Consider the following 13,167-nt stretch of genomic DNA (forward strand, 5'->3'; position numbering starts at 1 on the left):
AAATAAAGAGTTAGTTTTAACTCTTTATTTAATACAAAATAACGTTTGTTATCTTGATTATTTATTATCTTCGATGTATTTAATAGCATCTGCTACAGTTAAGATTTTCTCAGCATCTTCATCTGGGATTTCGATGTCAAATTTTTCTTCTAAAGCCATAACTAGCTCAACAACGTCTAATGAATCTGCACCTAAGTCTTCAATGAATTTTGAATCTTCTTTAACTTCAGCTGGATCGCAATCTAATTGCTCAACTACTACTTCTTTCACATCATCTAATAATGCCATTTTTTTTCCTTTTTTAAAATTGTCCAAGAATTATACCCAAAAGCATTTAAATATTCTTTTAAATAATTCTTTTTTAGCTTATACGTACAAGCCACCATTAACTTTTAATATCTCACCAGTTATATATGAAGAGTGATCACTTAATAAAAATGCAACTGCATCAGCGATTTCACTTGGCTTACCAAATCTACTTAGAGGGATATTTTTTTCATATTCAGCTTTTACTTCATCTTTTAATTCATCAGTCATATCTGTTTGGATAAAACCTGGAGTTACTGCATTATATCTTATACTTCTAGCAGCTGCTTCTTTTGCAAAAGATTTAGTCATAGCATTTAATCCACCTTTAGAAGCAGAATAGTTTGTTTGACCTGGATTTCCCATTTCTCCAACTATTGAAGAGATGTTCACAATAGAACCAAATCTTTTTTTACCCATAACTTTAAGTGCAGTTTTACAACCAATAAATGCTGATGTTAAGTTTGCACTTATTACATCATTGAAATCTTGAACAGACATTCTAAGTGCTAGTTTATCTTTTGTAATACCTGCATTATTTACTAAATAAGATAGTTGTCCATCAGAATCAATAATTGTATTAATTGCAGCTACAAACTCTTCTTCATTTGTTACGTCTGCTTTTATTATTGCAGCTTTTCCACCATCTGCTTCGATTTCTTCTTGAATTTTAGAAGCAGCATCTGCTCCACTTCTATAATTTATCCATACTTTTAATCCATGGCTTGCAAGAGTTTTAGCAATCTGCGCACCTATTCCTCTGCTAGCACCTGTTACTAGTACATTAGAACCTGTAAATTTCATCTTTATCCTTGTTATAGTTTATAAAAATAGTTTTAATAATATCAAAATATTAATTTAATGTCTATTTATACACCTCTTTTATTATCCCAAACCCGAATATGAAGCCTATCACAATACTTATATCCAGATTCAATTGCCATATCTATAACGCTTTCACTGTGTTTATTAATTTCATCTGCATTATCACCCATAGGCATAAGGTAGATATCACAATCTGGTATTATTGATGAGATTGATTCAATCTCAGCTTTAGCTTTTGAAATAAACTCTTTACTAATTACAAATTTCAAGTATGATTCTTCTGTATTTAATATGATTTTTTTGAGAGTCTCTTCATTAACTCTTTTTTTTAATGGCTCAAGGGAGTTTGAAAGTTTTACACTCATAGAGAAGATTATCTTTTTTTGATAATCTTTTGTAAAATTAATATTTAATGAAGCATTTGTCTCAATTGTAACTTTATATCCATTTGAAATATAATATTCTAATATCTCTTGAAACTCTTCGTTGTTCCAATACAAAAGTGGCTCACCACCTGTTATTACAATGTCAGTTTTATAAGAGGGTTCTAGCTTTTTAACTTCACTTATTATTTCATCTTTGTTCATTTTATGCCATTGGTCTTTAAAAGCTGGATCAACTGCATAAAATGAATCACATGAACACTTTTTTACTCCACTTGGAGTTTCATACTCAACGGCAAAACCTTCACATCTAAAATTACATTTTCCAAATCTAATAAAAATAGATGGATTTCCAACAAATTTTCCTTCACCTTGAATTGTTGGTCCAAATATCTCATTTATTTCAAGCATAAACTGTACTTTTGCTTTTGGGAGTCTCTAAAAACTCTACATGGGATACTTTTATAGATATTTCATCCATCTTATTTTGTAATATTTTTAAAAGCCAAGCTGATAGATTTTCACTAGTTGGTACAAAATCAACTAAGATGTACCCCTCATACATTTCATGTATATGAATTGCTTCATTTTTTAAAGTAGTTAAATCAAAAGTATAAAAATCTTCCTTGTGATAAATCAACTCTTTTTTATCTTTAAAGTGCGGTAATAAAGTCTCAAATAAGGGATCATTTAAATCCAAAATAAATTTATGGTCTAAGGTTGTGTCTAAAAATTGTTTAAACCAATTTAAGTGTTTAAAATCAGTTACCATTCCATTTTTTAAATTTGAGCTTTCTAGGTGAACTATTACTTTCCCTTGGTGTCCATGCAGATGTCTGCAAACTAAACATGAATCTAGTGAAAAATCAGGATTTAACTCTTGTGACCAAACTCTATGACCATAACAAAAATCAAACTCTTTTGAAATATTCCATCTCATCAAGAACCTTTGTATGGAATTGGATCTTTAGAATTTGCTTGTTCAAATCCATTTAATCTCAATCTACAAGAGTCACAAACTCCACAAGCTTCATCTTCTTCCTTATAACATGACCAAGTAAGCCCTAGTGGAACATTTAGTCCAAGTGCTTTTTTCACAATCTCATTTTTATGAAGTTTTACCAAAGGTGTTTTGATATTTATGTGAGTTGATTCTCGTGTACCTTCATTGATTGCATTTTTAATTTGATTTATAAATGAATCTGTACAATCAGGATACCCACTACTATCTTCTTCTACAACTCCAATATACATAGCTTCTGCATTTTCTTTTTCTGCAACTGCTGCTGCAATTGAGAGAAAAATCCCATTTCTAAATGGTACATAGGTAATTGGAACACCAGGTTTTACTCCATCTACAGGAACATCAATATTGTTATCTGTTAAAGCACTTGCTCCAATTTGTGTGAAAAATGGTATATCGATTTCATATTTATTTTTAACTTTTAAACTTTCACATACGTCTCTAAATGCTTTTAGTTCTCTATTTTGTGTTCTTTGTCCATAATTAAAATGAATAGCAATAATTTCATAGCCTTCATCTTTTGCAATATATGATGCAAGAGTAGAATCCATACCACCACTTAATATACAAATAGCTTTTTTACTCATAAGTTATATAATCCTTTTTTTCATTGCAAAAGAATTTCCAGTTTATTGGAAGTACTTTTACAATATGGTTTTCATTTAGTTTTGTTATATCTTCATTTAGTACAATAAATGAGTTACATTCACTCAATATTGATATCATTCCTGGACTTTTCTTATCAGATGAATTGAACTTCTCTCCATCAAAAAAACCAGGAACAAGAGTTGGTCTTCCTTTTTTATTAAATAAGTTTTTACCAAGTTTTGTCCTAATAAAATTATGGTAAAAACTCTTTGAACCAAGCATTTTTTGAATAATTATTTTTCCTATCATTTCAAAAACCATAGCAGAAGCTAAAGGATTTCCAGGAAGATTTAAAATATATGTATCTTTTATTTTGCCAAAAATTGTTGGCTTTCCTGGTTTTACAATAATCCCATCAAATAGTGTTTCTAATCCAACTTGAGTAAAAGACTCTCTTGTAAAATCCGCTTCTCCAACTGATACGCCACCTGAAGTTATTATTAAATCAGCATTTAAAGAGTTGTTTATATACTCCTTTATAGATTCAATAGAGTCATTTGCTTGTCCTATAAAACTTACATCACAACCTAACTCTTGAGCTCTTGAAATAAATGTAGGAGTATTTGAATTATATATTTGATACTCTTTTATTGGCTGATAGTGGAGTTTTAACTCTTCACCTGAAGCAAAAACTACAACCCTTGGTTTTTTATAAACTTTTATATGGGATATTCCTTGTGAAGCTAAAAGGGTAACTTTTGAAAAATTTATCTCATCACCTATATCAATAAGGAGTTCACCTTCTTGTATATCTTCTCCCACAAATCTTATGTGTTGCATCTTTTTTACATCATAATTTATTTTAATTTTATTTCCAATAGTTTCTACGTCTTCTTGGGCAATGACTGCTTCACAGTTTTTAGGAACTCTTGCTCCTGTCATTACTTTTATAGTAGTGCCTGGTTCAAGAATATCTTGATTATCATCACCTGCAAATATTTTATTTGTTAAAGTAAGTTTTTCATCTTTATCATCAAATAGTATTGCGTATCCATCCATGGCTGAGTTATTAAACTTAGGCAAAGAGCATGTTGCATATATTTTTTGGGCACTGATTCTTGATGTTACATTTTCAATAGGGACTATTTCAAAATCTTTTATTTCAATAGAGTTTATAATTATACTTAAAGCCTCTTCAACCGATACACTCATATAAAATCCTTTTACTTATACCTATGCTTAAGTCTGATATAATACCAAAATTTTTTAAAAGTGAGATAAACATGGATTTAATGCAGGATTCAATAGATACACACGTTTTTTTTATTTATATTTTTATATCGGTTATGATAATTAATTTTTATAGTGTTTATAATATAGGTAATTTTGTAAAATTGGCAAAAAGATTAAAATTTTTAACACCTTTATATCATACTTTAAATGCAATTATTATTTATACAGGAACTATTGTAGCTTTTTATGAAAAAATCTTTAGTTTCACGATATTGATTATGATAGCTGCTTCAATAGCAGTAATGGTACTGGAAATAAAACGATTCAAAAAGATGCGAGTCATCAAAGCAGATGATATAGAGTTACAAGAAGAGTTTCTAAAATTTTCTAAAAAAATTTATCTTATTGAGATTGTTATAATTGTTTTCACATATATTATTAGTAAGATTTTTTAATGCAATTTGTCTATTCTTGTGATGCTTCAAATGATACCTTAACATTAAGTGGAGATATTTATAAATATCTTTTTAAAGCTAGACGAGAAAAGATTGGCTCTTTTGTATATTTTCGAAATTTAATTGATAGTTTTCTTTACAAGTATGAAATATTTGATATTACAAAAAAAGATGCAAGGTTAAGACTTCTTGGCAAGGAAGAAAAAACAATAGAAGCAAAGAAAAGATTTCATCTTATTTGGGCTATTGTTGATTCTAAAATAATAGAGAAACAACTGCCTTATCTAAATGAAATTGGGGTAGATAAAATTACTTTTTTTTATGGGGAATATTCACAAAAAAACTTTAAACTAAATGCAGAAAAGTTTGAAAAAATATTAATTAATTCTTCTCAACAATGTGGTAGAAGTTCAATTATTAAGTTAGAAGTGCTAAACTCTTTATCTGAAGTTTTAAAAACCTATGATGATTGTCATATTTTAAACTTTTCAAAAAATCATATTGATAATCAAAAAGATATAAAAAGAGTAATTATTGGATGTGAGGGCGGATTTTCTTCTAAAGAGCTAGAAACTTTTAGTGAAGAAAAAACTGTAGGGATTGATTCAAATCTAATTTTAAGAAGTGAAACAGCAGTTACAGTAGTAGCGTCTAAACTACTACTATAAAAGAATTACCACTCTCTAACTATTGAGTGACATCTTGAACATGCATTTAGCATATCTGAATATGCGTTAGCAGCATTAACATAAGCTTTTTCGTCTACGTTAAGTTCTAATACATTTAAATCTAAACTTATTCTTTTTGAAGCATTTTCAGCAACATTTAGCATATGTTTTTTATCTTTTGGTAAAAACTTTTTTATAACTTCTTTATCTGAAAAAAGTGCATTACCTTCACCAACTAATTTTGCTCCATCTTTAACTAAAGCAATATTACTATTAATGAATCCTTTTTGAATTAAAGTCATACCTTCATCCATCATATCTATAGATTTTTGCATAACATTTTCTGCATTTGCAACACTAAAACAAAGAGTTGCAATAAGTGCTAATTTGATTAATTTCATATTTATTTTCCTTTTAATAAAGAGGATGCTTAGTGCATCTCTCTCCATTGTTTAACTTTCCATAACCACGCAAATATTGCAAAGATTACTAAGTAGATTAGGAATTTAGGCCCTAACTCTTCTCTCTCTGCTTTTTTAGAGTCACCAACTTCTTCTAAATAACCAATAACTTGTGTTTCAGCTTCTTTAGTTAATCCAACTCTTGGCATAGATGTACCTTCAAGGTGTTTTTGTGGATTATTTATAAATTCATGTAAATACTGAGTACCTCTTGATCTAATATATTGAGATAAATCAGGTGGGTATTTACCCATATACCCTTTTATATTTGCATCTGGAGTAAAAGAAGCCATTGAGCCACCTTTCATATCTCCATATTTAATAGCGTGACATCTTTGACATGCATCAGCATATACTTCTTTATTTGTCATCTCTTCTGGAGCAATTGATTGTAAATATGCAACCATATCAGCTATTTCTTGTGGTTGCATCCAATCATAACCTGGCATTGGATGAACTTTTCCATCAGTATATTTATGTGCAACATTAGAAGCCTTTGCAGGATTTTTAATAAAAGCAGCTAAATAATCAGCATTATAAAGTTTTCCAGATGTACTTAAATCTGGTGGAACAACTCCATATGCTGCAGCACTGCTAGCATTATCCATAACTGCTGGAAAACCAGATTTTTCTATACCATGACAAGCAGTACAGTTAGATTGAACTAACATTGCCCCATTACTTGCATTTCCTTTAAGACCATTTAATCCATCTACATCTTTAAACTCATAATCAGGAGCTTCAACATGAGGGTGCATTTGCGAGTGTGCAAATGGTTCAACACCCCAGTATGTAATTAGCGTAAGAGCTACTACTACTGCTAAAATCTTTAATTCTCTCATACGTCACCCCTTTTCTTAGCATCTGACTTCGTAACAAATGGTAATACTAAGAATATTAAAATAAATGCAACAGCAGCCACAAATCCAATATATGCATTTGTTCCTGTTGGAGGTAATTTACCCCAAACTGTTAATACAATTAAGTCTGCCATTAAAATCCAGAACCAAATAAAGAATTTAGGTCTTTTATGTGCTGGTAAGATTTTTGGATCTCTATCTAAGAATGGTAATACTAAGAAAATAGCATTAGCAAATCCAAATGCCATCAAACCAATATCAAATGCTTTTAAAGAACCAACATCAAAGAAGAAACCTCTTAATACTTCATATGACCATAGGAAATACCACTCAGGATAAATATGAGCAGGTGTTACCATATTATCAGCAGGATCAAAGTTAACTGGATCCATTGCAAAGTTATAGTGGAAGAATACTAAGTAAAAATAGAATATTAAGAAAATACCTAATACTGCTAAATCTTTAGAAATAAATACAGGCCAGAAAGGAATAACTTTTGACTCTTTTTTATTTCCTGAAAGATATTTTTCAGCTTCTGCATCAAAATCAATCTCTTCTGAAGTTTGATTATTTACATGAGGAATTCTTAATGTATAAAAGTGTAATCCAATAAGTCCCATAATTGCAACTGGTAATAAGAATACATGTAGCATAAAGAATCTAGTTAATGTAGCATCAGCAACATTAAAGTCACCTCTAATCCATACAACTAAAGCATCACCAATAACTGGTACTCCACCAAATAAGTTTGTAATAACCATCGCTGCCCAGTAAGACATTTGTCCCCAAGGTAACATATATCCAGAGAATCCAGCTGCTGAGAATGTCATAAATAATAACATACCAGAAATCCAAATCATCTCTCTACCTTGTTTATAAGAACCATAATAGATACCAGTAAACATGTGAATGTAGATGATTAAGAATATAACAGAAGCTGCAACCCAGTGCATATGTCTAAACAGCCAACCAAATGCAACTTCTTGCATAATTGTATAGTTTACTGAATCAAATGCTAAGTTTACATCAGGTTTGTAATACATCATCAAGAAGATTCCTGAGATAACCAATATACCAAATGTAGTAGCTAAAAGTACACCCATAGCCCATAAAAAGTTGATATCTTTTGGAATCCAATATTCAGTCATCATAACTTTATTGAATGTTGTAAGATTTAATCTTTGGTCTAACCACTCACCAACAGAGTTTGCTTTTTCAAATTTTGCCATATTACTCTCCTAAGCTTGTGTTGCTAAATAAGCAGCAATTTTTTCAGATTCAGGACCAGTTTCACCTAAAACAATAGTAGTTCCTTCAACTTTAAATGGAGGCAAATCAAGAGGTCTTGGAGGAGGTCCAAAAGTTTGCTTAGCACTTGGGTTAAATTCCCCACCATGACATGCACATTTCCATGTATCTTTTTTCCATGCTGGAATACACCCTAAATGTGTACATAATCCAATAGCAACAGTATATCTGTCACTACCTACAGTTAAATCTCTATCTGAAGATTCCATTTCTGCTGTTTTCTTAAGAACAAAAATTGGTTTACCTCTCCATGTAAATGTTTCTGGTTCACCTGCTTTAAGTGGAGCTAAGTCGATTGTTGTAAATCCACCAGCTAGTACACTTGGAAGTGGATCCCATGCTTGTTTCATACCAACAAGTGACGCAGCACCACCAACTGCAGCAACTGCAGCAAATGAGTAACCAAGAAAATCTCGTCTATTAATTTCATTAGACATATTTGGCTTCCTTTTTTTAAAATTAAAATCTAGTCATTATATTTAACAATATCTTAAATATATATGACTAAGGTCAAATCATAGCGATAAAATAGCAAAACGTGTCTAAACTACACATGTATGGATTGTTGAAGAAAACTATAAGGTCAATAACGACCTTATAATTATAAGTTTAAGTTATATTATAAAGAGATAAATTCAATTATTTTAGATTCAATATCTTCTTTATTTACAATATCCTTATGTAAAATAGTTGAATTGAATAGTTCTGAAATGACAGTAGGTATTTTTACATTACACTCTTTTGAAATATTTTCTAAAGCAACTTTGTCGTCGTAGTTTTCGTTGTTTTCATATAAAGCATTTAAAACAGTTGGAGAAAATTTTGTCCACTCTGCTGTTGAATACATAACAGTCTTTAAATTTTTTTCTCTTAAGTTTTCATATGCTTTTATACAAGTTGCAGTATGAGGATCCATGATATAATTTTTATTTGAATATTTTTTAATTATTTTTACTCCATATTCATCATTTGAGTCAATTGCTGAAAAATATTTTTGAAGTTTTTGCGTTTCATTTTGAGTCATTTCAAAATATAGTTGGTCATTTAGGGAGTCCATCAACTCTTTTGTTCTATTAGCACCACAAAGGCTAAAGATAACTCTTTCTATATTAGAAGACTTTAAAATATCCATTGCAGGAGATTTTGTAAGTTGAAGTTTTTTTCCTCTAATATCATATACTCCTGTTTTAATCCATTGAGTTAAAATATTATTTTCATTTGAAGCTACTAAAAGTTTTTCTATAGGAACACCCATATTTAGTGCGTAATATCCACCTAATACATTTCCAAAATTTCCACTTGGAACTATTAAATATATCTTTTCTCCAAATGTTATTTCTTCTTGTTTAAGTAGTTGAATATATGACCAAAAGTGATAGATTATTTGAAATATGATTCTTCCAAAATTGACTGAATTTGCAGCACTTAATTTTATACCATCTTTTTCTAGTTCATCTTTAAAAGATTGAGAAGCTAATAAATTTTTAAGTGCAGTTTGTGCATCATCAAAGTTTCCTTTGATTCCTATTACCTTTAAATTTGTTCCATTTTCACATACCATTTGTAGTCTTTGAACATCACTAGTTCCACCACTTGGATATAAACAAGCTAATTGAATATTTTCTTTGTTTTTAAAAGTATTAAGAGCTGCTGGTCCTGTGTCTCCTGATGTTGCAGCTAAGATTAGGTATTTTTCTTTTTTCTTTTTTGCAATTGAACTTAATATAGAGCCAAATGGTTGCAATGCCATGTCTTTAAAAGCTCTTGTTGGTCCATGATATTGTTCATGTACAAAAAGATCATCTTCTATTTTTACTACAGGACAAGGATTTGAAGCATCATCAAAATTATCGTACAAATCTAAAGCTTTATTAATTTCATCTTCATCAATATCTATCTTAAAAGCTTTTAAAATATCATATGCAAGCTCTTTATAGCTTGAGTTTAGATGATTTTGCAAAAAATTATCTTCTAGTTTTGGTAGCTCTTTTGGAACATAAAGTCCTCCAAAAGAAGCACTTGGGCTTAAAATTGCTTCACTAAAGCTTATCTCTTTTGCTTTAACTCCATCATTTCCTCTAGTTTCTATAAAATTCATAGTCATTTTTACCTTTAGTCGTTTAATAATTTTTCTAAATCTATTCCATTATTTGGATTGTCTTTTCTTACAAATTGTGTACCAATTCCATCATTTGTAAATAATTCAAGAATAATTGAATGCTCAACTCTTCCATCAATTATGTGGGCTTTATTTACTCCATTGTAAATAGCGTCAATACAAGAATCAACTTTTGGAATCATACCTCCTGCAATTGTTTCATTTTCTTTGTAAAACTCAACATCTTCTTTATCTAATGAGTTTAAAAGGTTTTTATCTTTATCAAGGACTCCTAAGGTATCTGTTAAGAATAAAACCTTTTGTGCTCCAAGTGCAATGGCAACTTTACTAGCAGCCACGTCTGCATTGATATTAAAGCCAGGATGTCCAGGCTCCTTTGCATCTGCTATTGGTGCAATAACTGGTATAAAACCTTCATTTATAAGATTTGTAATCATTTTTCCATTTATTTGTGTAATAACACCTGTATATCCAAACTTGCCACCTTCTTTTGCTTCAGCTTGTATTATTGATGAATCTTTTCCTGATATTCCTATGGCTTTTGCCCCATGATGATTTAATAGGGAAGTTATATTTTTATTAATCTCTCCACTTAATACCATCTCAACAACTCTCATACTATCTCCACAAGTAACTCTATGCCCATCTACAAACTCAGAATGAATCTCTAACTTTTTTAATAATTCTGAAATTCTAGAACCGCCACCATGAACAATAACAGGCTTGATTCCTACAAGTGAAAGAAGTGCAATATCTTGTGCAAACTTTTCTTGAAGATCAGGAGAAGTTTGTGCACTTCCACCATATTTAATTACAATTACTTTTCCATAAAATTTCTTGATATATGGAATAGCATCAAGGAGGGTTTGTACTTTATGAGTTTTTTTTTGCATAGGTTGTTCGACCTTTTATTTAGTATTGTGTTTCTATAAGTTGGGCATTATACTAAAAAGTAGCTTATTTATAAAATGATTTTAATTTAATGTGTAATATATCTTAAAATAAATGTAGGAGTCAAAAGGTATTAAAGTTAGAAAACTAACTCTAATACTGTTGCTCATTTAATTCGCTATCTTTAATAAGCTCTTTTGAGAATATAACAGATTTGTTTCTCCCTGTATCTTTTGCATTATACAAGGCAAGATCTGCAAATTTTAGACATTGCCAGAAGTTATCTGTATGTAGTGGAAAGATTGAAGAACCAATACTTATTGTTTTATTGAAAGTAATTGTTCCTGCTGGAATCTCTTTTTTTGAAAAGGCTACTCTTATTTTCTCTGATATATCAAATAAATAATTTTCATCACAGTTATAAAGCAGAACAACAAACTCTTCTCCACCATATCTTATAACCGTATCAGATTCTCTAGTATTTTCAATTAGTGTTTGAGAGATGACTTTTATTGCTTGATCTCCTACATCATGTCCATAAGTATCATTAATCATTTTAAAGAAATCTATATCAACCATCAAAATACCATATTTTGTATCAGAACGCTTAACTTGAGATATGATTGTTTTAACAGATTCTTCAAGATATTTTCTATTAAAAAGTCCTGTTAAAGGGTCTGTTCTTGCAGTTAGTTCTAATATTTGCATAAGTTTTTTACTAACAATCTCAGGTTTTGCAGCATCAATATAATCCTGTATTGATGGAGATAAAGTACGTACTTTTTCATTTTCTTCTTTTGTATCACAAACAATTGATACAATAAAGTCTAAATCATTGGAAATAGAATAAGGAATACATATGTAATATTTATTTGTGTCATGATTAAACTTGTCACATATGTCATGGAATTGGCATGAATCAACAAGGGTATTTGTTCTATCTGCTCTACATCCATCTTGAGCTGCACAATGAATCTCTTTTTCAACATAAACAATTTTTACATTTTTATGAGTAGTATCAGCTTCAATAAAATTAAAATCAGATAATCCAAATTTGTCCTTAAGTACAAAAGCTAGTCTGTCATATACTTCATGTATATATTCATCATGTTCTATTGTTTTTCTAAATCTATAAATATCAGCAAGTCTATTAACTGTTAGTTTTACATCAATTAGTGGATCTTCTTTTTTTGTTTTTTGGTGGACTAAAAATACATTGATTTTTTGTTCGATATCATCTAGTGTAGTCTGAAGTTTTTCCAATAAACTATCAATCCAGCTTGCTACACAATCACTCTCTTTTCCATTTGTTGAACCAATTCTATCTGAGTAGTCACCTTTTTGTGCTTTTTCCATAACACGATTTATTGAGTCAAATAGCATTAGAAATGGGGATATAAGTCTATTTACAAAAATTAATATAAAAATAATTAGCACTAATGCAATAACAATAGTATTTCCAACGGTTATAATACCAACTTCTTTTATATCATCAACAGACATACTAATTGTTATTGCACCTAATGTATCACCACTTTTAGCAGTAGTATGACAAGATAGACAATCAATAGTTCCCTCTGATGAACCAATATATGGAATGGTTATTCTATAAGAACTTTTACCAAAGATTTTTTCATCAATCACTGCCTTTTCTTTTCCTGTGTGTAGTACTTCTTCATCAATACTATCTCTTGCTACTTCATTATTATTACCTTTACCAAACTGTTCAATAACAGCAGGTGCTCTTGATAGCCAAATATTATCAATATTTTCTAATTTTGTAATTTGTTCTAAAAATAGTTCTCTATTATCAATAACACCATTAACCATATGGGAAGTTAAACTGTGTTTCACTGTTTGTGCAATTGATTTAGCTTTATTTTCAACACTTTGTAATCCATAATCACGAAAATTCATCAGAATGTTTAAAATAAGGATAATAAACATAATTGTCATTACTAAAAAAAGTGAAAAAGATATTTTGCGTTTTGAAACCATATGAGACCTTTGGGAAAATGTAAAAGTATTCTATCATCACTACTCTTA

15 protein-coding genes are annotated in these 13,167 nt (G+C 29.9%); 2 read left to right on the top strand and 13 right to left on the bottom strand.

Features of this window, described 5'->3' with window-relative positions:
* Positions 1-57 precede the first annotated feature (57 nt).
* The 6 genes from acpP to ACNI28_RS08605 form a co-directional block, all read right to left on the bottom strand.
* Positions 58-288, bottom strand: a complete 231-nt coding sequence (gene acpP, locus ACNI28_RS08580; RefSeq protein ID WP_298749871.1) for an acyl carrier protein — start codon at positions 286-288, stop codon at positions 58-60.
* A gap of 78 nt (positions 289-366) precedes the next feature.
* On the bottom strand, positions 367-1,110 hold the full coding sequence (gene fabG, locus ACNI28_RS08585; RefSeq protein WP_419763845.1) for a 3-oxoacyl-ACP reductase FabG: 744 nt from the start codon (positions 1,108-1,110) through the stop codon (positions 367-369).
* Between the two features lie 65 nt (positions 1,111-1,175).
* Positions 1,176-1,925 (bottom strand): 7-carboxy-7-deazaguanine synthase QueE, encoded by a 750-nt coding sequence (locus tag ACNI28_RS08590; protein WP_419763846.1) that lies wholly within the window; start codon positions 1,923-1,925, stop codon positions 1,176-1,178.
* Positions 1,918-2,454, bottom strand: a complete 537-nt coding sequence (locus tag ACNI28_RS08595) for a 6-carboxytetrahydropterin synthase (protein WP_419763847.1) — start codon at positions 2,452-2,454, stop codon at positions 1,918-1,920. Before ACNI28_RS08595 ends, ACNI28_RS08590 begins: the two co-directional genes overlap by 8 nt.
* The gene (gene queC / locus ACNI28_RS08600) at positions 2,454-3,125 is read right to left on the bottom strand and encodes a 7-cyano-7-deazaguanine synthase QueC (RefSeq protein WP_419763848.1); all 672 of its coding nucleotides are present in this window, start codon (positions 3,123-3,125) and stop codon (positions 2,454-2,456) included. The genes ACNI28_RS08595 and queC overlap by 1 nt, the downstream gene beginning before the upstream one ends.
* Positions 3,118-4,338, bottom strand: coding sequence for a molybdopterin molybdotransferase MoeA (locus ACNI28_RS08605; protein ID WP_419763849.1), 1,221 nt, complete (start codon positions 4,336-4,338; stop codon positions 3,118-3,120). The genes queC and ACNI28_RS08605 overlap by 8 nt, the downstream gene beginning before the upstream one ends.
* Positions 4,339-4,520: 182 nt before the next feature.
* Here ACNI28_RS08605 and ACNI28_RS08610 point away from each other — a divergent pair, with 182 nt between their 5' ends.
* Entirely contained in the window at positions 4,521-4,814 is a 294-nt protein-coding gene (locus ACNI28_RS08610) for a hypothetical protein (RefSeq protein ID WP_419763850.1), read from the top strand.
* On the top strand, positions 4,814-5,482 hold the full coding sequence (locus ACNI28_RS08615; RefSeq protein ID WP_419763851.1) for a 16S rRNA (uracil(1498)-N(3))-methyltransferase: 669 nt from the start codon (positions 4,814-4,816) through the stop codon (positions 5,480-5,482). Before ACNI28_RS08610 ends, ACNI28_RS08615 begins: the two co-directional genes overlap by 1 nt.
* A gap of 5 nt (positions 5,483-5,487) precedes the next feature.
* Here ACNI28_RS08615 and ACNI28_RS08620 read toward each other — a convergent pair whose 3' ends face one another.
* The 7 genes from ACNI28_RS08620 to ACNI28_RS08650 form a co-directional block, all read right to left on the bottom strand.
* Positions 5,488-5,883, bottom strand: coding sequence for a hypothetical protein (locus ACNI28_RS08620; protein WP_419763852.1), 396 nt, complete (start codon positions 5,881-5,883; stop codon positions 5,488-5,490).
* A gap of 29 nt (positions 5,884-5,912) precedes the next feature.
* Positions 5,913-6,785: a c-type cytochrome gene (locus ACNI28_RS08625; protein WP_419763853.1), complete on the bottom strand. Its 873-nt coding sequence runs from the start codon at positions 6,783-6,785 to the stop codon at positions 5,913-5,915.
* Positions 6,782-8,032, bottom strand: coding sequence for a cytochrome b (locus ACNI28_RS08630; protein WP_419763854.1), 1,251 nt, complete (start codon positions 8,030-8,032; stop codon positions 6,782-6,784). The genes ACNI28_RS08625 and ACNI28_RS08630 overlap by 4 nt, the downstream gene beginning before the upstream one ends.
* A 9-nt stretch (positions 8,033-8,041) precedes the next feature.
* Positions 8,042-8,548, bottom strand: coding sequence for a Rieske 2Fe-2S domain-containing protein (locus ACNI28_RS08635; protein ID WP_419763855.1), 507 nt, complete (start codon positions 8,546-8,548; stop codon positions 8,042-8,044).
* Between the two features lie 182 nt (positions 8,549-8,730).
* On the bottom strand, positions 8,731-10,209 hold the full coding sequence (gene thrC / locus ACNI28_RS08640) for a threonine synthase (RefSeq protein WP_419763856.1): 1,479 nt from the start codon (positions 10,207-10,209) through the stop codon (positions 8,731-8,733).
* Between the two features lie 14 nt (positions 10,210-10,223).
* Positions 10,224-11,123, bottom strand: coding sequence for an acetylglutamate kinase (argB, locus tag ACNI28_RS08645; RefSeq protein WP_419763857.1), 900 nt, complete (start codon positions 11,121-11,123; stop codon positions 10,224-10,226).
* 151 nt (positions 11,124-11,274) lie between these two features.
* Positions 11,275-13,119 (bottom strand): GGDEF domain-containing protein, encoded by a 1,845-nt coding sequence (locus ACNI28_RS08650; RefSeq protein ID WP_419763858.1) that lies wholly within the window; start codon positions 13,117-13,119, stop codon positions 11,275-11,277.
* Positions 13,120-13,167: the final 48 nt, after the last annotated feature.

Origin of the sequence: Arcobacter denitrificans (SeqCode) (assembly GCF_048571185.1) — a bacterium.
Classification (GTDB): domain Bacteria; phylum Campylobacterota; class Campylobacteria; order Campylobacterales; family Arcobacteraceae; genus Arcobacter; species Arcobacter denitrificans.